This window comes from Micromonospora sp. DT62, from assembly GCF_049847285.1.
GTDB lineage: Bacteria > Actinomycetota > Actinomycetes > Mycobacteriales > Micromonosporaceae > Micromonospora > Micromonospora reichwaldensis.
The window spans coordinates 1-22,029 of sequence record NZ_JBNCOB010000047.1 but is presented as its reverse complement, the minus strand read 5'-3'; the positions used below and the strand labels follow the sequence as shown (position 1 = coordinate 22,029).

Below are 22,029 nucleotides of genomic sequence, written 5' to 3'. Positions count from 1 at the left end.
GGAGTACTTCTTCGGTGCAGGCATCGCTGGTGTTCCTCCCAGGTTTCGATGTCTCCATCAAACCCGGTGCGGGACACTGCCGATCGGCCCGGGGTTGACGAGTTGTCGAGCAGGGCGCCCAGCGCGGCGGCGGACTCGTCGGTCAGGCGGTAGACGCCCTGGAGGCTGACGGAGCGTTCGAGACGGCCGTCGACGACGTACTTCAGGGTGCGCTGGTCACCGCGCCGGTTGCGCCAGGTCAGCGTGCCGAGCAGGTCACCGGGAACGGTGACGTCGAAGCGGATCGGGGTGGCCTCGACATGCACCGGGACCGCTCCGCACCCGTCCGCACCGAGCATCGCCCAGGCGTCGTGGCCCGGATGGGCCGGGTCCCGCCAGGTCGCCGGGGCGCTGCCGCAGCAGTCGCGCCGCTGCTTGTCGACGACGCGGAGCCGGCTCACCACGTGCAGCACGCAACGGTTGACGTGCAGCGCGAAGACGGTGTCGCCGACCCCGACGCTGGTCCAACTGGGCAGGGACTGGTGCACCCCGCTGAACGCCACCGGAGGCCGCTCGCCGACCCGGTGACGACGCAACTCCCGACAGACGTCCTGGGTCCACAGCGCGGTGAAGGCAGCCGACATGGCCATGATCGTAGGAGCCCCGACCGACAGTTCCCGGACATGACGCCATCGGCCGGAACCGGACCTCGGAGTCCGTCCCCGCACTGTGGACAGGAATGCCACCGTCGCCTGTTACCTTCGCACCTCCCCGACGTGGAAAGGGTTGCCGCAGTGGAACGCACCACGGCCTACACCGACTCCTGGTACCGGCAGCCCGACCCGGTCGAGCGGGAGGAAGGCCGCCGGCTGACGAACCAGCATTGGGTACGCGTGGCGGCGGTGTGGCTGCTGGCCATGTGGTCGCCGGAGCAGGCTGCCGGCTGGACGTCGACGGTGGTGCCCGGGCGAACCAGGTCCCGCCGGGATCAGCAGTGGCCGGAGCCGCCGCCGTTGACGGAGATCGCGGACGCCGCCGACCTTCCGGAGGTCACCGGCGCGACGGTGCTGACCAGTCGGGTGTCGGTCGGGCCGGGACGGTCGTACGAACCGGTGCGCACCGACGAGGAGGTGGCAACCGAACTCGTCAGCCTGATCTCGGCCGTGGTGGGGACACCCGACCGGCGCGCGGAAGTGCTGGTGCGGTTCCTCGCCGACGAGCTGGCCGGCCCGTACGCCGATCTGCTCCGGCTGACCACCGACAGCGAACGGCCGGACGAGCCGGACCGGCCGGCGCCGCTGCACCTGCTGCACCGCGACTTCGACGGCAGCACCCTGCGGGTCTCGCTGCATCCGGCTCCGGAGATTCGACAGCCGTCGGGCACCGACTCCGATGGCGCCGACGCCGCCCTGCGGCCCCGGCTGGCCTGCATCATGACGTTGCTGAGCGACCTGCTCTGGGTCAACAACAACAGCCCGGTCACCTTCCGGTTCCGGATCGGCCGGCTCGACCCCGGGTACGGCGATCCGATGGCCGCCGCAGCCCGCTGGTGGGTCGAGAACCGCGAGGACGCGGACGAACACGACGAGGAGGCGTTCCGGCCCGTACCGGCCGCCGACCTGCGTGCCGGTCTCCGCAATCTGGTACGCATGCACCTGAGCGAGCTGTTCGACGGCAGCTGGGACGGCATCGACGAGTTCCCGGAGCTTCCGGCCGACCACCTCGCGACGTTCCTGGGCCACGACCTGATCGATCTCGTCCTGGCCCGGATGGGTGCCGACGTCCACATCGGGTACGCCGGCCTGCTGCCGACGACCTGGCCACCTGACGACGAGGACTTCGAGGAGGAACCACAGACCACCGTGCTGCTGGTCGACCGGCACGAGGTCGCGGTCCTGGAGATCGACATGACCTGCTGAACCGGTCACGCGGGCGAGCCGGACGCCGAGCGGGTCGGCGGGGCGATCGCCCGGGAGCCGCGACCGGAGTACGGGGTCCGGTCGCGGCTGCGGGGCGACAGCGTCAGCGCTGCGGCATTGGCCTGACCAGGGTCGGTGCGCCCGGCGCGGGGACGACCGCCGGCACCCGGGCGACGGTGGCGGTCCGCGCCGCGACGGCGCTCTCACCGACCAGTGCCGTGTTCAGGAACCTGCCGACCGCCTCGCCGATCGGGTCCGGCGTGCCGGGCAGCGCGTAGTGCGTCACGTTCTGGGCGAGGCTCACCTGCCGCCGACCGTCCGGGGTGTGCAGCGAGATGGCGCTGTGCCCGAAGACCAGGCCGTCGTGCCCCCAGACGTCGCCGGTGGGCCAGGTCATCCGGTAGAGGCCGAGCCCGTAGCCGGCGGCCTCCGGCTGGGCCGGGTCGAACGGCACGGTGGTCTTCATCGCGGCCAGTTGGGCCGGGCGGAGCAGCCGGCCACCGAGCAGCGCCCGGAAGAAGGTGTTCAGGTCGGCCATGGTCGAGACGAGCGCCCCGGCCGTCCAGGCCCAGGACATGTTGCTGACGCTGAAATCGCGCAGCTCGCCCTCGTACCACGGGACGTAGCCCCTGCTGTGCGGGCCGGCGATCCGGGGACGCACGCCGGGGAAGTACGTGTGCCGCAGCCCGAGCGGCCGGAGGATCCGCCGGTGCACCTCGTCGGTGGCGGACCGGCGGGTGACCCGCTCGATGATCAGCCCGGCCAGGATGTAGTTGGTGTTCGAGTAGGAGAAGGCCGCGCCCGGCGCCCCGGTCGACGGCTGACCGAGGCCGGCCTGGACGAGTTGACGCGGCGTGAACGTGGTGGACCGGTGCCGCTCGATGTCCTCCGGGGTGGCGAAGATGACGTGGTCGTAGTCGCTGATCCCGCTGGTGTGGTCGAGCAGCATCCGGACGGTCACCCCGGCGACCGCGAACTCCGGAAGGTACCGGCCGATCGGGGCGTCCAGCGCGATCCGGCGCTCACCGACGAGTTGCAGCAGCGTCGCGGCCACGAAGGTCTTGGTGATGCTGCCGACCCGGTGCTGGAACCCGGGCAGCACCGGTCGGCCGGTCGTCACGTCGGCCACCCCGCTGGCGCCCCGCCACCGGTCCCGTCCGTCGCGCGCCTCGGCGAACACACCGGGCATGCCGGCCTCGGTGATCGCGCGCAGGTCGGCGGTGAGCGCCGCGTCCGGCAGCGACCCGGCGGGCGGACGGCCGGCCGCGAGTGCCGGGCCGGCACCGGCCAGCAGGGGCGTCGCGAGTGCCGTACCGGTGGTGGCCAGCAGGAAACTGCGGCGTGACAGGTGCATGTCGCCTCCCGTGTGACGTGACTGCTGCTCATCGTGCCCCGGGGCGCCAACCGGAGACGTCAGTCTGCGGACCCACATCGGCCTCCCCAATGGGGATGACCCACGCGGGAGAATCCGTCCGACCAGCGACGGTACGCACCGCCGCCGATGTCCGACACGGTGCCGGTTCGTGTGATCCTCTCCGACTGTGAGACAGAGCCGTTGGCGAGACAGGCTCCACCATGAAGGTCCGGGCGTCGTGCGCGGGATGAGACGTCACCCACCGAGGGGTCGCCCAGAGGCGCGACCCCGGCCGGGCAGGCAGCGGTGGCCCCGAGCGTGGGTAAGTAGTGATGTCGGCAAAACTACTGACGACGCCCCGCACCGGCCGCCGGAAGAATCTCTGCCATCCCGGCGTGCCCGGGCCTCATCCCACCTCGAAGGGAGGTGACCACATGCCGATCGAACGAGAAGACGACGAGTTCGAGCTCGACGATCTCGACCTCAGCGGCCTGACCGTGACGGTCATGCGCGACACCGTCGCGATCCCCGAGACCGGGGCGTCCCGGATCAGCGCGTGCCTGGCGTCCTGCTCCTGCTCCATCAGTCCGGACGAGCCGATGCTGTAGCCGCGGCGGGGCGCGAACCGCGCTGCCTGAGTGACGAGGCGACTGTCGTCGGGCCCGGCGACAGTCGCCCTCCAACCCCGGACTCCTTCCGACGACCCCAGCCGTTCCCCCACCGGTGAGGCGAGCAGATGTCGACCAGTTCCTGGCAACTCCGCCCCACGGTGCAGGCGACCCGGATCGACGGCGGGCTGCACCTACGGTCCTGGGACACCAGCCTCACCCTGGACGGCGCGCCACAGCTGTGGCGGCTCTGGCAACTGCTCACCCGGCGCCTCGCGTCCGGCCGGACCACAGACGACCTGCGCGACCTGTCGCCACGCCCGCCCGTCGCCCTCAACCTGTACCGGCTGGCCGACCTGCTCCGGGAACACGACCTGCTGGTCCGGGTGCCGGAGCACTGGGCCAGCACCGGGCATGCCCATGCCCCCGCCGACGCCTGCGCACCGGCCCCGGTGCCTCCCCCCGCCGTCGCCGCCTGGCTGGCCTCGGTCGCCACCGACCCCGCCGCGTCCTGGACCGGCATCGGCCGGGAATCGGTGACCGTCACGGGAGCGGGCCCCGCTGCCACCGCCGCGATCGAGGCGTTGACCGCCGCCGGAGCCCGGGTCCGGCGGGCCGCGACCCGCATCGACCCACCGCGCGACGCCGGACGCGTCACCCTCGCCGCCAGCGACGGGCGTGCCGTGGTGACCGGGGCCAGCGCCACGGTCGGCTACGTCACCCCCGTCGGCCCGGGTACGCACCTGCGGGCCCAGTCCGGCCTGATCGCCGAGCGGCTCGGACTCGGCAGCGCGGCGACGGCCCCCGGCGACCCGGTTTCCGTGGTGGCCGGCGCCTGCGCCGCGCACCGGCTCCTCGGCGTGCTCGCCGAACTGACCGACCCGACCGCGCCGACGGCGCTCGTCGTGCGGAGCGACCCGCTGCGCGCCACCGCCCACCCGTGGCCGCCCGGCGTACGGTCACCGGCGGTCGACGCCCCCGACCAGCGGGACGACGCCGTCCACGCGGGCCTGCCCACCTCCCTCACGGACCCGGAACTCGGTGTGTTGCCGCCGGTGGAGCTCGACGATCTGCCACAACTGCCGGTGGGACTGGCCCGGTGCCGGGTCGGCGGTGTTCCCGGCCCGGCCGGTGGGACGCTCGTCACCGGGCACGGTCCGGACACCTCCACGGCGAGGTTGCACGCCACGCTGGCAGCGGTGGAGCTGCTCAGCGTGTCCACCGGAGGGGCCGCCGTGCTGGCCTGCGGGGTCGACCGCAACCATGCCGAGGGAGTGCTGCTGCGCCGCCTCGCCCGCCGGTCGGTGGCCTCGACCGGCGTCACGTCAGGCGAGGCTGTCCCCCCGTCGGCGTTCGACGGGCCGGCAGCCCGCCGCTGGTGGCGTACGCTGACCCGCCGCCTCGGCGTCCCGGCGACCGTGCACGTCCGCCGGCTCGCCCCCGGGGCGCAGCTGGCCGTCGTGTGCGGCCCGGCCGCGACGGACCCCGATGGGTGGATGGAACTCGGCTGGGCGATCGAGGCTACGGCCCACGACGCGGTCGCCTTCGCCGCTCTCACCGCGGTCGCCACGGTCCGCTGGCGTGCACACCGGCCCGGTCCGCCGTACTCGCACGGCCCCTGCGGAGCGTCGCCACGGGTGAGCCGCTCGGCCGCGCCCATGCCCGACGGGTCCGAACGGGAGGCCGCCCTCCGGCGGTCACTGCGGACCCTCGTCGGCGCCCCCGCGGAGCCGATCGTGGTGATGCCGCCAGCTCCGCTGGCCGCCGCCCTGCGTACGGTCGGGCTCGTCGTCCTGCGGGCCGGCGATGACCGGTGACCCTCGGTTGCCCGGGGACGATCGGGACGGTCCCCGGCAGCCGGACCCCGACCTGGCCGGCCAGCTCGCCGAGGCGCTGAGGAGGGCGGGGTCGCCGTACCCGGTGCTGGCCGATGACGACGGGTGGGCCGGCTCCGGCCCGGCGGTGGTGGTGTCGACCCGGTGGAGTCCGGCGCTGCTGAGCCGGCTGGCCGACCGGGGCACCGGGGCCGGCGGCACCGTCCTGCCCGTCCGGTTCGACGGCGGTACGGCGCTGGTGGGTCCGCTGGTCGGCGCCGACAGTGCCACCTGCCTGCGCTGCCTGGAGGTCGCCAGGCTGGCGGCGCCGGGCGGCCGGACACCGCACGGTGACTCCGAGCTGCGGCTCGGCGGTCGGCCGGCGCCGGCCCTGCTGCCCGTGCTCGCCGCGGTGGTCCGGTCCGCGTTGGCCGAGCCGCAGTCCGCCGCCACGCTGCTCTGGGTCGTCCCGCCCGACGGGAGCGTGTCCGCCCATCCGGTGGCGCCGGTGGGGGTTCGCTGCGAAGGATGCCTCAGCCGGCAGCCCGCCGCTCCACCTGGGACGCCGCTCACCGGCAGCGGTCAGCCGCCGGCCGACCCGTTGCGGCTGCGCCGGCCAAACCCGGCGACCGACCTGGCGGGACTTCGCCGGGCGCTGCTGGAGCCACGGCTGGGCCACGTCGTTCAGCTGCACCGGCACGAGGGGTACGGGCTGCCGGTCACCAGGGCGGTGGTCGCCGGTCCGGCGGTCACCGTGGCGGGCTTCGGCCGGGCGACGACCGCCGCGGAGGCTGACCGGTTGGCGCTCTTCGAAGCGGTGGAACGACTGGCCGGGTACGCCCCCCACGGGCCCGCCGCCCGGCAGTGGGCGTCCTTCGCAAAGCTGGGACCGGAGCGCGCCGTCGATCCCGCGGCCCTCGGTCTGCCCGACCTGCCCAGCGCCCACCACATCCCGTACGCCCCCGACGTGCCGACGTGGTGGGTGCCGGGGTGGTCGCCCAGCCGGGCGACGTCCGTGGCGGTGCCGGAGCACGCGGCGTACTGGGGTGACCTCGGGCAGCGCCCGTCGGTGACCTTCCTGTCGGAGTCCTCCAACGGCTGCGGTCTCGGCAACAGCCTGGAGGAGGCGGCCCTGCACGGCCTGTTCGAGGTGATCGAACGGGACGCCTTCCTGATGGCCTGGTACGCCCGTACCCCGCTGGTGGAGGTCGCGCTCCCCGACGAACTCGACCTGGTCGGGCACCTCGCCGACAATCTGGACCTGCTCGACTACGACCTACGGTTGTTCGACGCCACCACCGACCTGGCCGTGCCGGCGGTCGTCGCGCTGGCGCACCACCGGATGCCCGCCGTGGGGGCGCCGACGGCGTTCTTCGCGGCCGGCGCCCACCTGGATCCCCTCTCGGCGATCCACTCAGCCGTGGTGGAGCTGGTCGTCAACCTCCACGAGGTGCGCGACACGTGGCAGGGGGATTCGGCGCGGGCGGACCGCGACCGGCTACTGCCGATGCTCGACGATGCCGCGTTGGTCCGCCGGATGGACGACCACATGATGCTGCACTGCCTGCCGGAAGCACGGCCGCGCTACGAGTTCCTGCTCGGGGCCGGGCGGACCCGGGCCTGGCGGGAGGTGTGGCCGGGACTGCCCCGTCCCGTCGAGGACCTCGCGGCCCTGTTCGGCGCGCTCTGCGCGGACCTGCATCACCGGGCCGGGGTGGAACCGATCGTCGTCGACCAGAGCATCCCCGAGCTGCGGCAGGCCCTCGGGTTGCATGCTGCCAAGGTCGTCGTCCCCGGCACCCTGCCGATGACGTTCGGTCACCTGAACCGGCGGACGCGGGGGCTGCCCCGGCTGCTGACTGTGCCGGCGGCGCTGGGCCGCCTGCCCGGGCGGCCCCGCTACGAGGACCTGGCACTGCATCCGCATCCCTTCCCGTGACCGTCCCCTCCCGGGCCCGGCCAGGGGGTCGGGCCCGAGTTGCGGGCCCGACCGCCAGGGGTCACCCGGCGGGCCGGCCGACCGGGAGCAGGTAGGCGAGAACCTCGTCGACCCCGTCGAGGAGGAGCAGTTCGTGGGCGATGTCGTCGTAGAACCCACCGACCATGCCCAGCCCGAGTCCCGTCGCCGCCGCTGTGAGGGCCAGGTTCTGAGCCAGGTGACCGGCCTCGAGCATGCCGAAGCGCAGCGCCCGGAGGCCGTAGGTGGCCCGCAGCACGGGCAGGTCGACGTAGACCCCGAGCAGCGCCGGCAGCGCCGACAGATCGACCCGTTCCTGGCTGGCCGGGGTGTCCGCCGACTGCGTCGCCGGTCCGGCCTTGAACCACATCGACGCGGTGGCCAGCTCGGCGTCGGTGGGCAACGGGCCAGTGGGCAGCAGGAGCCGGGACTCGGCGTCCACGTCGTACTGGTGGGCCGGGACGCCGGCCACGTCCCGGGCCAGCACGCGCAGCCGGACCGCGTACTTGGCGCCGGCGCTCGGGTAGGGTCGGCGGACCCCGGGCCTGCCGGCCCGATCACTCGCCCCGCTGGCGGTCCACAGCAGAGTGGCCAGGTGCGCGGCGTCCAGCGGGCCGCAGAGCGTACCGCGTCCGCTGGCCCGCGCGGTGAGCGCGTCGCCGAGCGCGGCCGTCACGGGCGCGGCGGGGGGAAGGGCCAGGGGCGGACCATACCGTCGCCGGTCGCCGTGCCGCGTCCGGTCCGACGTCCGCGGCCGCTGCCCCTCGATCCGGCCCGGGGCGTAGCTGCTGGCCGCCAGGTACCGCCGGTCGGGGCTGTCGGTGCCGTCGGCGAAGAAGTCGGTGGGGCCGTCCGGCGCCAGCAAGGCGGCGGCGAGGAAGTGGTAGAGGGAGCGCTCCTCGTCGGGCAGGATGCCCAACCGGTTGAGCAGCATGTGCAGTTGGGACGCCCACACCCCGGCCCACTGGTCTCCGCCGCCGGCAGAGCTCTCCAGCTGGGCGCGGGCGGCGCGCACCTGGGCGGCCCACCGGTCCCGGATCCGGGAGCCGTCCGCCGCGGAGGCGGTGATCTCGTGCCAGCGCCGTACCACCGAGCGGGCCTGCGTGGTGGCTGCGGCGAGCGCCGGCCCCTGCACGGTGCCCGCGGTCAGCGTGGTGCTCTCCGGGTGCCACCGCCAGGCGGTCGCGCTGCGGCGCAGCCATCGGGCCGCGGCGAGCATGTCCAGGTCGAGGGCGATCAGGGTGGCGAGGACCAGGTCGGTAGCCGCCACCATCCGCTGGCCGGGTCCCGGGGTACGCGCGACCACCTCGGCGGCGATCCGGCTGGAGGTGCCGAACACCGTCTCCGCCACCGGTAGCGCGGCCGGGCCGCCGTACCGCCCGGTCTCCGGCTCGTAGTCGACCTGCCGGGCCTGTGCGTGCCCCGGCCACCCCGGACGGCTGGCGGTGCTGAGGTCGAGCAGCGGATGGTCGGCGGCCCGGGCCGCGGCCACCAACTGCTCCTGCCACCGGCGGTGCTCGTGCGCCTCGGCGCCCCGGGCCCGCACCCTCAGGTGGGGACCGTCGTCGAAGTAGCGGATGAAGAACCAGTCGGCGATCGTCCCGTTCCGACGCAGTCCCTCCATGAGCGGTGTGAGTGTGCCGGTGATGAAGTCATCGACGTGTTCCGCGCTCCAGTGCAGATAGCAGTGCAGGCTGTGGAACTTCTCCGGATCGTGGTGGTAGCGGACGACGTCGGCGGCGGCCGTCGGCCGGGGCTCACCCATCGGTGCCTGCACGGTACAGCTCGATCACGACCTCCGTCGCCGGCTGCCCGGGACGGGGGGCGGGCAGTGCCTCCTCCAGGACGACGCCGTCCGGGTAGCGGGCCAGGGTCCGGGACAGGCAACGCAGGTGTAGCGGGCTTGCGAGGTCGACGTACTGGGAACGGGGCTGTTCCAGGTAGGACATGAACGCCGTCAACCCCTTCCCGCCCTCGACAGCGGCAGCGCTGACGAAGACGTGCTCGGGCAGGCCGAGCAGGTGTCGCCAGCGCACGGCGGTACGTCCCACCTCCGCGGGCCGGGCGTCCAGCTCGGCCCGCCAGGCGGCGACGATGTCCGCGGAGAGCCGCCAGTCCGCCCGGGAGAGGACCACCTCCCGGTACCGCAGCCGGGGCCGGCACCAGACCGGGCCGACCGGGGTGCGGCGGAGCTGTCGGGCCGCCATGGCCCCGCCCAGTCCGACCGATCCCGTCCCCACGTCGGTGAGCATGCTGGTCAGGCGCTCCGGCAGCATCAGCGGCACCAGGAACCCGAGATAGACCACGTCCAACGGTTCACCGGTGGCGGTGACCACCAGGCGGACCTGATCGGTGGCGACGTCGTGGACCAGGTGCAGGTCGTCCGGGACCAGGGTTCCGTGGCGGCGGTCGTCGGCGATCTCGTCGCCGACGAGCAGCGGATGCAGGTTGCCATTGAACCCGTTGACTGGACGGAGCTGGGCCACCCGGGCGCCGAGGTGGTGCCGGAGCTGGGCGGCGACGGCCGTTTCGGCCTCCGGGGGGAGCTGCCGCAGGAAGCGGCTGGTGAACCGGCCCCAGCCGCCGTACACGTGATTGACACAGAACGACGCGCCGTCGTGGCAGGACTGTCCGAAGACCGCGTACGAGCCGGGTCGGCTGGTGAGCCAACGGGGCAGCCTGGAGGCGATGGCGTCGGGCAGCCCGTCGGGGACGGTCAGGTTCCCGTCGGCGTCGGTCGTGACGGCGGCCACCAAATCGGCCCGGAGCCGGGCCAGTTCGCGCAGCTCGTCACCGGGGGCGAGGTCGAGCGTCGGGTCCAGGGCGCCGTCGACGCCGACCAGGTGCGTCGCCTGCCAGACCGCGCCGTACTCCTCGGCGAACTCCGTCGGCGACCCGCAGCGGCCGCCCACGCCGTAGCGGGCGACGAAGCGGTCCCGGGCCAGGCGGCGGACCACCGCGTGCTGGTCGAAGAGTTCGAAGAGCGGGGTCAGCGCGGCGAGGGTGCCCCGGTGGTCCCGGCCGTGGGCCCGGCCCAGGCTCACCGGGCGGACCAGGGTCACGTCCTCGGTGAGGGGTTGCGGACGACCCGTGCGGTCCGCGCCGAGCAGGGCGAAGGCCGCGTCCCACCGGGAGCGTAGCCCGGCCAGGGCCGCCGGCCGTTCGGTCGCGTCGAGACCGGCGAACGCGGTGGTCCTGGCATCGATCTCCCGCAGCAACACGGCCACGTCGGCCAGGCCGCTCCCGGCCAGCCAGTCCGCGACCGCGGCGAGGCCGTCGACGGCCTGCGGGTCCACCGGGTACGCGGGGTGGAGCACGCCCTGTTCGACGAGCGCGTGCAGGTACGCCCGAGCCGCCGCGGACGCCTGCGCCGCCGGACGGGGCAGCCGGGTGGCCAGTTCCGTCGCGAGCTGGTGCGGCGTCGCCACCCCGCCGGGCTCCAGCAGATCCAGCAGGTGCCGCAGCGCCCGGGTCAGCGGCAGCGTCAGCGCCTCCTCCCGTTGCACCCCGGGTGGCGCGTCGGGGGCCTGAGTCTGGCGACGCAGCCGGATCGTCGCCCCGTCCACCCACAGGCCGGGCGCCAGCGTGTGGGGCAGATCGCCGCGACGGTCGGGGTGCCGGAGCACAGCGTGGACGAGGGCGGACAGAGTGGCCCGGTCGGCGTTGGCGACCGCCACCACCTCCGGGGAGCCGGTCGGGTCCGGCACCGGCCCTTCCCAGCGGCCCCAGCCCACCCGGGTGAACCAGGACAGCGGCACGGTCCTGGTGGCCGCCCGCATCGCGTACCGGAGCACGGTGGCCTCCGACTTGCGGGCCCGGTCGTCGGGTGCCGGGCCCTGCTCGGCCGCCCGGCGCAGCGCCCGCAGCAGATCCACACTGGTCAGCGCGACGGCCCGGGACAGCTCCTCGGCGCGGCACAGCGCGGCCAGGGCAACCCGGTCGGCGGCGAGCGCCGGCGCGAGAAGGGCGTCGAGTTCCGCGGTGTGCCGGTCGATGTCGTCGCGGAGGCCGAGCCAGGACGCCAGGCCGGGCAGGTGGTCGGTCCAGCCGGCCAGCCGGGTACGCGACGCCACCGACGGGCTGCGCCCGTTGTGCACGTCGCGGCGCAGGGCCAGCAGCGCCCGACGCTGGTCGGAAGCGGCCCGGACGACCTGCTCGTGCAGCACGTCGGCGAGCGCCGCGGCCATTCCCTCGGCGCGTGCGGTCAGCTCCAGCAGGCGGGCGGCGACGCCCCGGAACTCCTCGGTCACGGCCGACGGTTCCGGGAGGGCGACACCGGCGACCCGCACCATCGCGTACGGCGCCACGGTGACCTCGGGCGCCCGGGTGACGGGCCCGACCCGGCGTACGCCCGGCGCCGGCGTCCCGCCGACCGTGGTCCCGATCATCCTCGCTCCTCTCCCCGTGACCGCTTCCTGGTGGAGGGCGGTGACGACGTGTCCGCCGACACTCGCAGCCGTGGCCGTGGGAGGCGTCCGCACAACTACGGGTCCGGTTACGTACTCGGTGGCAGGTGCCGGCTGCGTAGCCGGTTGCGTACTTCTCCGGATGGTGCCGGGCGGCGGCGGAAGGAAGGTGTGCGGGGCGTTGCACCGCTGATCACCCCGACCGCCTGCGGAGTCAACCAGCTCCGGACGGTGGCGGGCCCGCTCGTCGCCCGGCTGAAATCAACGGCCCGCCGTCTCTACCCCAGCGCCAGATCGACGGCAATCCTTCCTCCGCCGGGAAACTACACCTGGACCGATCAACTCGAGATCTAGCCGGATCGAAGAGTGCGGTGGGCTGTTGACTATGAAGCGTCCGCCTTGTGTACTCGACATCCCCAAAGAGGATCTTCCCCCTAAGGATCCCTAATGCCAGGTAAACGGCCTTCTCTGATCACACTGGGGTTGCGGTCGCGCACCCGCAGCCAGCGGCCGTCCCGCGCCACCGTCCGATGATGCCCAGCCCGGCCGACCGGCTCGTACGAACTCGACGGAAATCCGGTCGGACGACCGGTCATCCGCTGCCCCGGACGGAATTCGCCGCACTCCGTCGTCAGCTCGACGACTTGCACGCGGGAAATGGCGCAGCCGTCGCCCTCGCCGGAGAACCGGGCATCGGCAAGACCACGTTGATCTCCGCCCTCGCGGCGCAGGGCAGGGCGCACACCCTCACGGTGGTCGCCGCCACCGGCCGGACGGGCACCGGTCCGCCGGTCGTGGTGGGAGCGGAACCCACCCTTGTCCTGCTCGACGACGCGCACCTGCTCGACACGGCGCACCGGGATCAGATGCAGCTGCTGATCGAATTGACCACCACCGCGCCGGTGCTGCTGGTCCTCGCCTACCGGGACCGACAACTGTCCCGTGGGGCGGCGGCGGTGCTGTCCCGGGCGGCCGCACGCGGCCAGCTCACCCAGCACCGACTAGGTCCGCTGGACCTCGGCCAGACCCGCGAGCTGCTCGGTGACCGGTCGGACCTGACCCGGCTGCACGCCGAGGGTGACGGCAACCCGCTCTACCTGCAACTGCTGGCCGCCGCAGACGCGCAGGCCATGACCGACGCGCACCTGATCCTGCTCGGCGAGCTGGCCGAACTCGCCGACCACGAACTGCGGGTCGCCCAGGCAGCCGCCGTGCTGCGTACCCCCGGTTCGGCGGAACTGCTCGCCGCGGTGGCCGGACTGGACGTCACGGAGACACTGTCCGCCCTGGACACCCTCACCGAGCTGGACCTGATGCGCCCGGTGCAGTTGCTGCCGCGCTTCGCGTTCCGGCACGACGTCGTCCGTCGGTTCGTCTACGCGCAGATCGGCCCCAGCCAACGCCTCGCCGCCCACCGGCGCGTAGAGACCGAACTGCTGGCTCTCGGCGCTCCGGTCGCCCAGCGCGCCCACCACATCGCCCGGGCCCTCGACACGGGCCGTCCTGAGCAGTTGCCCGTTCTGATCGACGCGGCGCGGAGCACCATGCACGACGCACCGGCCGATGCCCTGGAGTGGTTGGAGGCCGCGCTGCAACTGCTGCCCGAGGGCGACGACCGCTGGTACGAAGCGCAGGTGCTGGCCCTGCGGGCCCAGTTGCTGCGCGGCGGTCGATGCGACGTGCAGCAACTGGTGCGCACCTTCCTACCCCGGGCGATCCGCATACCTGGCGGGGACTTCTCCTCGACCATGGCGGTCGCCGTCCGGGTACGCCGGATCCAGGGCCGGCACGCCGAGGCGTCGGTGCTGATCCGGGAGGGGCTGGCCGCTCTGCGGGGCACCCATCCCTCCACTGCCTCCACGGCCGTGGCCATGCACACGGAACTGGCGGCACTCGCCCTCGACCGGCTCGATCAGGAAGCCGCCCGTTTGAACGCCCGCGAGGCCGCCACCATTGCCCGGCAGCACGGGGACCGGCTCGGGGAGGCGGCCGCCGTCGCCCAGATGGCGATGGCGCACCTGCTCGCCGCGGAGAGCGACGCCGCGGACCGGGCCGCCGACATCGCGGCCGATCTGGTGGACACCACGCCGGACAGCAGCGTCGTCACCAACCTGCCGGCCCTCTACCTGGTGGGCTCGACGGAGGACGCCCTGCACCGGTTCACCGAGGCGCAACGGCACCTGTCCCGGGGGGCCGAGGAGGCCCGCCGAACCGGACAACGGTTCATCCTTCCCGCCATCCTGACCTCGCTGGGGGCGGTGGAGTTGCAACGTGGACTACTCGACCGGGCCGGCCGCACCCTGGAGGAAGCTGCGGAACTGCTCGAACCGGAAGGCACGTCGACGGCCCGGGCTTCGGTCGCCGCGCTTCTCGCGCTCGTACGGTACTGGCAGGACTCCGACCGAGAGGCCGCCGCGGTGATCGCCCTGGGTGATCAGGCCCTCGCCCTGATCCGGGACCAGGGGCCGGCCGAGGATGCGATCGTGCCCTGCCTCCTGGCGGACCTGCTGATCAAGGTGGCGGAGCCGGAACGCGGGCGTCGGCTGATGCTTGACGCTCTCGGCGGCCCGGAGATGCCACGGATCGCCCCGCCGAACCGGTCCCGGTGGTACGAGGCGCTGTCCATGGCCGCGCTCCGGATGGGTGACAAGCGTGACGCGAGCCGGTGGGTCGACCTGGCCGAGGCCTCGGTGCGAAGCCTCTCCGTCAGCCGTCAGGGCTTCCTGATGCGCGCCCGCATGCGGCTGTACGCCGCTCGCGGGGAAACCAGCCCGGCGCTGGCCGACGCGGAGCAGGCAGTCGAGTGCTTCGCCGGTCGGGGACTGGACCTGGACCTGTGCCGGACGATGGCGGCGGCGGGAACCGTACTGGTCGACGCCGGCCGCACCGACGATGCCCATGCCTGGCTCGGACGGGCCGCCGCGCTCGCCGAACAGTGCGGTTCGGCCCGTCTGGTCGATCGGGTTCGCCGGCAGCAGAGCCGTCTCGTCCCCGACGCGTCAACCAGGGGTGGCGACCCGCTGGCCGTGCTGACCGAGCGTGAACGGCAGATCGCCGATCTGGTGAGCCGCGGTATGACCAGTGTGGAGGTCGCACACGGGCTCTTCCTGAGCGTCCGTACGGTCGACACCCACCTGGGCCGGATCTACCGCAAGCTCGGCGTGTCGAACCGGGCGAGCCTGGCCCGGGCGATACTCCGGTCGCACACAACGACGCCGGCCGGCGAACCTCGGTGAGGTGAGCGGAGCGTCGGCCATCAGCGTCGCCCGGCGTACGCCTGGCAAGGGTGACGGACGCCCCGGAGCCTGCGCTCCCGGAGGTCGAAGAGCGCAGGCTCCGGTGGCCTCAGACGACCCGGATGGCCCCGGCCGGGCAGAGATCGGCGGCGCGACGGACCCGCTCGCCGCTTCCCGCCGGCGGCGCGGCGGCCCGCAGCAGCACCAGCCCGTCGGAGTCGTCCTGCGCGAAGACCTCCGGCGCGGCGAGCACGCAGTTGCCCGACCCGCAGCAGGCGTCCCGGTCGACCTCCACCCGCACCGTCGCCTCCTCGCCCACGGGCCGGCCGCCGGCGTTCACCAGGTCACCGGCAGAGCGTCGAGTCCGAAGACGACCGAGCTGTCCCGGGTACTCAACTCCTCGGGCGCGGCCGTCACCCGAAGGCCGGGAAAGCGGCGAGCCAGCGCCACCAGCGCGATACGTAGCTCGGCCCGGGCGAGAGGCTGCCCGATGCACTGGTGCACCCCGAACCCGAAGGCCACCTGCTGGTGCGCCTGCCGGTACGGATCGAACCGGTCGGGCTCGTCGAAGACGTCGGCGTCCCGGTTGGCCAGGGAGATCAGCACGACCGCACCCTCACCGGCCCGGATCAGCCGACCACCGATCGTGACATCCTCGGTGGCCACCCGGAGCAGGCCGGTCCGCACGATGCTCAGGTAGCGCAGCAACTCCTCCACCAGCTCCGCCGCCCGGTCGGGCTCGTCCCGCAGGATCGCGTACTGCCCCGGGTCCCGGGTCAGCCGCAGGACGCTCAGCCCGATCATGTTGGCGGTGGTCTCGTGACCGGCGATGAGCAGCAGCAGCGCCATCCCGACCAGTTCGTCCACATCGAGCTCCCCCGGCTCGACCCGTTCCCGGACCATCCGGCTGAGCAGGTCGTCCGTCCCTTCGGGCCGGGCCCGCTTGGCGTCGACGAGCGCCCGAATGTAGTCACGCAGCTCCTCGAAGTCGCGCTGGACCCGCGCCGGCGGCATCTCGCGGTCGAGCAGGGTGCGGCTGCGGGTCTGGAAGAAGTCGTGGTCGGCATAGGGGACGCCGAGCAGGTGACAGATCACCATGGACGGCAGCGGCAGGGCGAAGGACGACACCAGGTCTGCCGGAGGCCCGGCGGCAGCCAGGACGTCGAGCGCCTCGTCGACGGTGCGCTGGATCAGCGGCTCGATCCGGCGGACATTTTTGATCATGAATTCGGCGGTGAGCATCCTCCGCAGGCGCGAGTGCTCGCCACCGTCCATCTGGATGAACGAGCCCTTGCCGCCCTCGGCCGCCTGCGGCGGCAGCGGGCGCAGCAACGGAAAGCCGGGGCGGCGGAAGTCGGAGCTGAAAGCGGGGTGGCGCAGCAGTTGGCGGACGTCGGCGTGCCGGGTGACCAGCCAGGCCGGAGCCCCGGTGGGCAGCCGCACCCGCCTGACCGGGCCGACGTAGCGGTCTCGTTCGGCTTCGTCCAACGGGGTGAACGGACCTCGGGTCGGATTGACCGGCGGCCAGAGGGGCAGTTCCGCCTCCACGGCACGTGTCACATGGACCACCTCCGACGACAGCAGTGGGTAGCCATATCGATGCGCTACGTTACCTATCGGTGAAGGTCGACACAATCCCCGTCACCCGACCGGTGCAACGCCCACGACCGTCCCGCCGTGCCGGCGACCCGGCTCGGGCGACGGGCCGCCGGCGCCGCGCTGCGGCTGGCTGCCCGGCGCCTACGAGCCGCACAGCGTCGGCTTCCCGGGCGACGGTATCCGCGCGCACCGGCCCGTCGACGACCTGCACCGTGCTGGGCCTGGGCTACGCGGGCCAGAGCGCGACCCTGCAGTGCGGCGCGGTGGGTGACGACGGGTGGGGCTGGTACTACGTCAGGAACAACAGCACCGGCGTCACCGGATTCGTCCGGAGTGACGGCCTGACGGGCGTACCGATCTCCACCCTGGCGTGCTGATGCCCGGTGGCGGCCGGCAGCGGTCGGCACCGATCTCCGGGCGGCGTCGGGCACCTGTCCGGCGCGGCCCGCCGCCGCCCGCCCGATCCGACGGCTCCGGCGACTCACGCCGCGCCCAGGCGAACCCAACCGCTTTCAGAGCAGCTCGCCCGCTTGAGCTCTGACCAGGCAAAACGGATGGCCGGCCGGATCGATGAAGACGCGCCACCGGCCCTCTCCCGGCTGGTACACCGGCTCACCCGCGCCCAACTCCAGCAGCCTGGCCTCAGCTCCGTCCAAATCCTCGACCGCGAAGTCGAGGTGAATCTGCTGAGGAACAGTCTGATCAGGCCATCGCGGCGCCCGGTAGTCGGCGACCCGCTGAAAGCCGATGAACATTCCCTCCACACCGGCGAGGCCGGCAAACTCCGCGTCTGACTTCGGATGAGGTTCCAGGCCGGTGGCCTGCTGATAGAAAGCCGCCAAAGCAAGCGGATCGGGACAATCGAGTGTGATCGCGTTCAACTTCATCTGCAAGGACGTGGCACCCTCAGGTCGAAAAAGGTGACCCACTGCCGAGCGCATCCCACCGGCTCAGCGATATGGCAACAGCGACAATAGTCGAAAGAACTGTTGCCGCGTCCGGCCGAGAGCCCAGCTTCGGTGAGTCGCGCATCGGCTGCCAGCGGACATGCCTGGTAATGCGCCGGTGACCACCATGTCGGGCCCGCACCCGTTCTCACCTCCCTCGGCTGCGCTCAGCCGCCATGGTTCGCCACCGCTGCTGGACTACTACCTGCTCTACGCCGTGCCCGTGAGCGGCGCTAATCCGGCGGAGCGCGAAGGCATACTCGCCGAGGAGTTCCTGCTCGCCGAGGATCACTCGGCCGTGGGACTCCTCAGCACCGGGTGGACTGTATTGGACAGTCGGTGGGGTGACGCCTCGGTCATCAGTCAACGCATTCGCGCCGATGCCGGCCTGCGACGACGGGTCATGCCGGTCGACCGGGCTACCGCAGCCGCGATCTACCGGGAAACCTGCGGCGACGAACTGCCGTCCGAGGCCACCCTTCGCGCCCACTTCATCGACCGGCCGGCGGCCAGAATGCCAGGCGCGCTGCGGCTGAGTACGCCCGAAGCCAGGCCTGGCTTTCACGAGACGCGCGTCTATCGCATCCTGTTCGCCAACGAATTGACCCCGGACGGCCTGGCGGCCCTGCGCACGTCCTGGCAGATGTCGGCGACGGGTGACGTCACCGATCCGGGCACCCGGATCGTCGGAACCGCCGGACACCGCACTCGCGGCGACGTCTTCACCTGGGATCTGCGCCGCGTCGGCGCCGGCAGCGCCTGGTGCCTCGATGTGACCTGCGAATTGGCCGGAAGCCGGGACGAGACGGTCGGGTTCCTGCTACGGGAGCTGACCACACATATGCGCGCGCAGGGACTGATACCGGTCACCATCGACCGTTTCTGCTGATCGACCGGTCGGGGTGCGGCGCCGCGTTCGCGATGTTCTCACCGGCCAGCGGCCGGATCGGATCGCTCACACGGGGCGAAGTTGAGCACGAGGGTCTGAGTCTGCCCCGATCGGGCGATGACAGAGGGGAGTGCGACCGTCACAGCCGCGGTCTAAGCTCGAGGTACGACGTCAGGTGGAGGGCCGTCCGTCGATGCGTATGTCTCGGGTGCAGTCTGTGGTGATGGCCGCAACCGTTCTGTCGGCCGTACTGCTCGGGCTTTTGATCCATCACCTCATCCGGGATCCCGCGCCGCTGGCCGACCCGTTCGACGGATCGTCCAGCGCGCCTGCGGAGCCCTCGAAGCCACCCACCCTGGCCTATCTCGCCGCAGACGAGCTGGCCCTGCTGGTCGACGGTCGGCTGGTACGTCGGATCGAGGGCGACTTCTCCGGGTACCGCACGGCACCGGGCTGGACCAGTAGCGGACGGTACGTCTTCGCGGTGACCGCCGCAGGCACGGACGAGGCGACGGTCGCGGTCATCGACCGCACGACCGCGACCAGCTTCTCCCTCCCCTGTGTCGGCTGCTCAAGCAGCATCTCCGTCGGTACGGACGAGATCCTCGTCGTGGACGGAAAGCGGAGGATCCACCGGCTGGCGTTGCCCCGGGGGCGCGACGGCACACCTGAACCGGTGGACGCCCCGGTGCGGTTCAGTCAGCAGCTCACCGCCCTGGCCGGTCTGCCGGAGGTGGCCCTCTTCGCTGGCGCCGATCTCGATACCACGGCGGCCTACGGCGGACCGGAGCAGTTGCTGCTCGCCTCCTCGGACGGGCAGGTCAAGCGGATCGGCATGACGAAGGGAAACATCGCCGTCTCCCGAGGGACCGCCGCCGCCACGACCGCCTACGGCGGAGCCCGAATGGCCTTCGTCGAGGGCGGTCACTTCGACGCCTGCCGGGAGAACGCGACCGTCACCGTCCTGGATCCGGCCACCGGACGTAGGCAGGAGACCCCCGGCCTCGATGCGGCGGAAGGCCCCACCCCGTTCGGCGTGGATGGTCGGGGTTCCCGGGTGGTCGACCTCTGGTGGGAGGACGGCCTGCTGTACGCCACCACGATCGGTTGGTCCTGCGGGGAGGCATCCGTCTGGGCCTACGGCGCCCCGGTCCTGTGGCGTCTGGAGGCGAACAGCTCCTGGAGCCGGGTAAGGGGCCAACTGCCGACGCAGTCGGTACGCACCAGGTCCGGGCTGGTCTTCGCCAGCCTGGCGCCGGCGACCGACGGTCAGAGCGCGACCGCGTTGACCTGGTTCTCGGGGCCTGAGCAGCGGGTCGTTCACCCCGCGGTGACGGCGATCGCGACACCGCCTCAGTGACCGGACAGGTGGAACGACAGGTCACGCCATCCGTACTTTGTGAGCGACGACGATGGTCAGGAGAAGGAGATGGCACCCGAACCGCTGACACCGGGAGCAGACAAGGACGGCGAGAAGACCACCGCTGCGCCACCACCACCCGCGGCAGCGGAACCGGGGCCACCCGCTACGGAACCGGCGCCACCGAAAGGTCGTTCACTGCTCGCCCACGCCGGGGAGCAGATCGCGCCCGGCATGAAGGATCTTCCGCCGCCGGAGAAGCCGAAGTATCTGCTCGTCACGATCGCGCTGGCCATCATGAGCCTACTGGCGACTCTGCTCGTCACCCACTTCTTCGATCGGGAGACCGCGGATTCACGGATCGGGGCGGAGCAGGACGCCGGCCGGCGGCACGACCAGGCCAAGACACCCTTCGTCGCTTCGGTGAAGTACGACCGCACCATCCCCGAGTTCTGGCGGATCGTCCTCGACCGGTCGTTGACCCAACCGGAGCAGGTGAAGCTGGAGTCGCTCGGGTCCGACGTGGAGATCTGGCGCTTCCTCCGTACATTGGGTGGACGTCTGCTTCCCTTTCCGTCGATGATCGATGGCTTGCCGGGTGGCTTTACCGACCCGTCCACCAGTGACGCGGCGGTCTTCACCATGAACATCATCAGTGACCGGACGACCCAGCTCTCGATCATCGACATGCACGCTGTCAACGTCTCCTGCCAGCCGTCAACGGCCAAGGCGGTGATCGACGTCGCCCCGGAGGGCGGTGCCGCTTACGAAGGGATGTTCTTCGATCTGACCGAGGAGGATCCGATTCCGTACATCGCCGATGACGTCGAGGAGCAGGGACGGCCGTACTTCAGTCGCCGGAAGATCGACCTGGGTGGTGGCATGTCCCCCGGCGGGCTGCGCGTGGAGGCGGTCACCGGGGAAAAGTCCTGTAGTTGGGAGATCGAGGCGACTTACCACGACTCCACGCCGCAGGGTGGCGGGAAGCTGATTCTCCGCGACGGGGAGAAGCCGTTCGTCGTGGAGGCCCGGCCCCGGCACCCGGAGCAGTACTGGATCCGGAGTTCCGCCACCTTTCCGGTGTTGAATCCCCCGAACTTGGTCCCGTGCCACCGGATGCCCACGGCTGCGGCGTGTCAGGGCCGGTTCGACCCACCCTGACCGGACCCCTCGCCAGTCCGAAGCCGGGACAACGTGTCTTCTCACCTGCGGTGCCAACTCGGCAGATGACCGGGGTAGCCACTTGAAACTTGACCTGCGGTTATGTCCTGTCGGGACGGCCGGATTCGAACCGACGACCCCTTGACCCCCAGGCAACCAGCACGGATCGGTGACCTGCTGTTTCACAGGCGCTGAGCTGCCGGATGGGTCCTCCGGTGTCCATGCTTGTCCGTCGGCATCCAACCCGGTCGTCACCCGGTTAGTCACTCACGCGTCGCGCTTGCGGCCCTGCTCCCTCACCTCTGCCGCGCAACTGAGCAACGACCTAGCCAGCGCCTCCGCCCGGTCCGCCGACAACCACAACGAGCCGTGCGGCACGTCGTCATCGGGACCGGCCAACCCTTCCGTCAGAGTCTCCGCTGGCACTTCGACGTCAAGCCGAACGAAATGATGCCCCCTGCTGTAGTCGACGAAGGCATCCAGGTACCGGTCATCATCGAAGGTCACCGCCGCATGCTGCCACGACACCGATGCCCACCTCACCCCTCAGCCTCGACCGCTTCGTCCCGAAAGAATGATCATCCGTCGATGAGCCGGGCGCGTAGCCGAAGCGAACTGCTCGAACAGTCCACCATCGTCCGTGGGCGTCCGGCGTCGGCCGCCCCGGTCGTCACCCAGTTGGTCGCCCAGCCCGAGGGCCAGACGTTGAAGCGGAACTTAAAGCCGCTAGGGCCTGTGTCGAAGTCGGTGCCAGGGCTTGAGCTGTTGAGTGAGGATCTTCGCGTGTCGGTGTTCGAGAT

At 72.1% G+C, this 22,029-nt stretch carries 18 protein-coding genes; 10 read left to right on the top strand and 8 right to left on the bottom strand.

What is annotated here, in order from left to right; all coding sequences use genetic code 11:
- On the bottom strand, window positions 1–623 hold a 623-nt coding region (locus ACPXCB_RS31240), incomplete at its 3' end, for a hypothetical protein (protein ID WP_425879690.1).
- 150 nt (window positions 624–773) lie between these two features.
- Between ACPXCB_RS31240 and ACPXCB_RS31235 the strand changes: the two genes are divergently transcribed.
- Window positions 774–1,898, top strand: a complete 1,125-nt coding sequence (locus tag ACPXCB_RS31235; protein ID WP_425879689.1) for a hypothetical protein — start codon at window positions 774–776, stop codon at window positions 1,896–1,898.
- A gap of 103 nt (window positions 1,899–2,001) precedes the next feature.
- Here ACPXCB_RS31235 and ACPXCB_RS31230 read toward each other — a convergent pair whose 3' ends face one another.
- The gene (locus ACPXCB_RS31230) at window positions 2,002–3,252 is read right to left on the bottom strand and encodes a serine hydrolase domain-containing protein (RefSeq protein ID WP_425879687.1); all 1,251 of its coding nucleotides are present in this window, start codon (window positions 3,250–3,252) and stop codon (window positions 2,002–2,004) included.
- A gap of 434 nt (window positions 3,253–3,686) precedes the next feature.
- On the opposite strand from ACPXCB_RS31230, the gene ACPXCB_RS31225 reads away from it, so the two are divergent.
- From ACPXCB_RS31225 to ACPXCB_RS31215, 3 genes are all read left to right on the top strand, one after another.
- Window positions 3,687–3,860 (top strand): thiazolylpeptide-type bacteriocin, encoded by a 174-nt coding sequence (locus tag ACPXCB_RS31225; protein WP_132234202.1) that lies wholly within the window; start codon window positions 3,687–3,689, stop codon window positions 3,858–3,860.
- Between the two features lie 128 nt (window positions 3,861–3,988).
- Window positions 3,989–5,677 (top strand): hypothetical protein, encoded by a 1,689-nt coding sequence (locus ACPXCB_RS31220; RefSeq protein ID WP_425879686.1) that lies wholly within the window; start codon window positions 3,989–3,991, stop codon window positions 5,675–5,677.
- On the top strand, window positions 5,667–7,613 hold the full coding sequence (locus ACPXCB_RS31215; protein ID WP_425879684.1) for a TOMM precursor leader peptide-binding protein: 1,947 nt from the start codon (window positions 5,667–5,669) through the stop codon (window positions 7,611–7,613). Before ACPXCB_RS31220 ends, ACPXCB_RS31215 begins: the two co-directional genes overlap by 11 nt.
- Window positions 7,614–7,674: 61 nt before the next feature.
- Here the strand turns inward: ACPXCB_RS31215 and ACPXCB_RS31210 are convergent, their stop codons facing one another.
- Window positions 7,675–9,396, bottom strand: coding sequence for a thiopeptide-type bacteriocin biosynthesis protein (locus ACPXCB_RS31210; RefSeq protein WP_425879682.1), 1,722 nt, complete (start codon window positions 9,394–9,396; stop codon window positions 7,675–7,677).
- Window positions 9,389–12,019 (bottom strand): lantibiotic dehydratase, encoded by a 2,631-nt coding sequence (locus ACPXCB_RS31205; protein ID WP_425879680.1) that lies wholly within the window; start codon window positions 12,017–12,019, stop codon window positions 9,389–9,391. Before ACPXCB_RS31205 ends, ACPXCB_RS31210 begins: the two co-directional genes overlap by 8 nt.
- A gap of 662 nt (window positions 12,020–12,681) precedes the next feature.
- Between ACPXCB_RS31205 and ACPXCB_RS31200 the strand changes: the two genes are divergently transcribed.
- Window positions 12,682–15,273 (top strand): LuxR C-terminal-related transcriptional regulator, encoded by a 2,592-nt coding sequence (locus tag ACPXCB_RS31200; RefSeq protein WP_425879678.1) that lies wholly within the window; start codon window positions 12,682–12,684, stop codon window positions 15,271–15,273.
- A 109-nt stretch (window positions 15,274–15,382) separates the two neighbouring features.
- Here ACPXCB_RS31200 and ACPXCB_RS31195 read toward each other — a convergent pair whose 3' ends face one another.
- Window positions 15,383–15,613 (bottom strand): ferredoxin, encoded by a 231-nt coding sequence (locus tag ACPXCB_RS31195; RefSeq protein WP_425879676.1) that lies wholly within the window; start codon window positions 15,611–15,613, stop codon window positions 15,383–15,385.
- On the bottom strand, window positions 15,610–16,833 hold the full coding sequence (locus ACPXCB_RS31190; protein ID WP_425879675.1) for a cytochrome P450: 1,224 nt from the start codon (window positions 16,831–16,833) through the stop codon (window positions 15,610–15,612). Before ACPXCB_RS31190 ends, ACPXCB_RS31195 begins: the two co-directional genes overlap by 4 nt.
- Window positions 16,834–17,084: 251 nt before the next feature.
- On the opposite strand from ACPXCB_RS31190, the gene ACPXCB_RS31185 reads away from it, so the two are divergent.
- A complete protein-coding gene (locus ACPXCB_RS31185) occupies window positions 17,085–17,249 on the top strand; it encodes a hypothetical protein (RefSeq protein WP_425879673.1) in 165 nt (54 codons plus the stop codon).
- A gap of 135 nt (window positions 17,250–17,384) precedes the next feature.
- On the opposite strand, the gene ACPXCB_RS31180 is transcribed toward ACPXCB_RS31185, so the two are convergent.
- Window positions 17,385–17,759 (bottom strand): VOC family protein, encoded by a 375-nt coding sequence (locus tag ACPXCB_RS31180; RefSeq protein WP_425879693.1) that lies wholly within the window; start codon window positions 17,757–17,759, stop codon window positions 17,385–17,387.
- 187 nt (window positions 17,760–17,946) lie between these two features.
- Between ACPXCB_RS31180 and ACPXCB_RS31175 the strand changes: the two genes are divergently transcribed.
- The 3 genes from ACPXCB_RS31175 to ACPXCB_RS31165 all read left to right on the top strand — a co-directional run bounded on the left by ACPXCB_RS31175 (window position 17,947) and on the right by ACPXCB_RS31165 (window position 21,229).
- Window positions 17,947–18,708, top strand: a complete 762-nt coding sequence (locus ACPXCB_RS31175; RefSeq protein ID WP_425879691.1) for a hypothetical protein — start codon at window positions 17,947–17,949, stop codon at window positions 18,706–18,708.
- Window positions 18,709–18,931: 223 nt separating this feature from the next.
- Window positions 18,932–20,068 (top strand): hypothetical protein, encoded by a 1,137-nt coding sequence (locus ACPXCB_RS31170; RefSeq protein ID WP_425879671.1) that lies wholly within the window; start codon window positions 18,932–18,934, stop codon window positions 20,066–20,068.
- A 39-nt stretch (window positions 20,069–20,107) separates the two neighbouring features.
- Entirely contained in the window at window positions 20,108–21,229 is a 1,122-nt protein-coding gene (locus tag ACPXCB_RS31165; protein WP_425879670.1) for a hypothetical protein, read from the top strand.
- A gap of 267 nt (window positions 21,230–21,496) precedes the next feature.
- Here ACPXCB_RS31165 and ACPXCB_RS31160 read toward each other — a convergent pair whose 3' ends face one another.
- On the bottom strand, window positions 21,497–21,736 hold the full coding sequence (locus ACPXCB_RS31160) for a hypothetical protein (RefSeq protein ID WP_425879668.1): 240 nt from the start codon (window positions 21,734–21,736) through the stop codon (window positions 21,497–21,499).
- 81 nt (window positions 21,737–21,817) lie between these two features.
- Between ACPXCB_RS31160 and ACPXCB_RS31155 the strand changes: the two genes are divergently transcribed.
- Window positions 21,818–22,029, top strand: a 212-nt coding sequence (locus ACPXCB_RS31155) for a hypothetical protein (RefSeq protein WP_425879667.1), incomplete at its 3' end; no start/stop codon positions are given.

Excerpts from the sequence above, each read along its gene's own strand:
- ACPXCB_RS31220 (WP_425879686.1), top strand. The coding sequence starts at position 3,989 with ATGTCGACCAGTTCCTGGCAACTCCGCCCCACGGTGCAGGCGACCCGG.
- ACPXCB_RS31180 (WP_425879693.1), bottom strand. The coding sequence starts at position 17,759 with ATGAAGTTGAACGCGATCACACTCGATTGTCCCGATCCGCTTGCTTTG.
- ACPXCB_RS31215 (WP_425879684.1), top strand. The coding sequence starts at position 5,667 with ATGACCGGTGACCCTCGGTTGCCCGGGGACGATCGGGACGGTCCCCGG.
- ACPXCB_RS31225 (WP_132234202.1), top strand. The coding sequence starts at position 3,687 with ATGCCGATCGAACGAGAAGACGACGAGTTCGAGCTCGACGATCTCGAC.
- ACPXCB_RS31205 (WP_425879680.1), bottom strand. The coding sequence starts at position 12,019 with ATGATCGGGACCACGGTCGGCGGGACGCCGGCGCCGGGCGTACGCCGG.
- ACPXCB_RS31230 (WP_425879687.1), bottom strand. The coding sequence starts at position 3,252 with ATGCACCTGTCACGCCGCAGTTTCCTGCTGGCCACCACCGGTACGGCA.
- ACPXCB_RS31175 (WP_425879691.1), top strand. The coding sequence starts at position 17,947 with ATGTCGGGCCCGCACCCGTTCTCACCTCCCTCGGCTGCGCTCAGCCGC.
- ACPXCB_RS31210 (WP_425879682.1), bottom strand. The coding sequence starts at position 9,396 with ATGGGTGAGCCCCGGCCGACGGCCGCCGCCGACGTCGTCCGCTACCAC.
- ACPXCB_RS31170 (WP_425879671.1), top strand. The coding sequence starts at position 18,932 with ATGGCCGCAACCGTTCTGTCGGCCGTACTGCTCGGGCTTTTGATCCAT.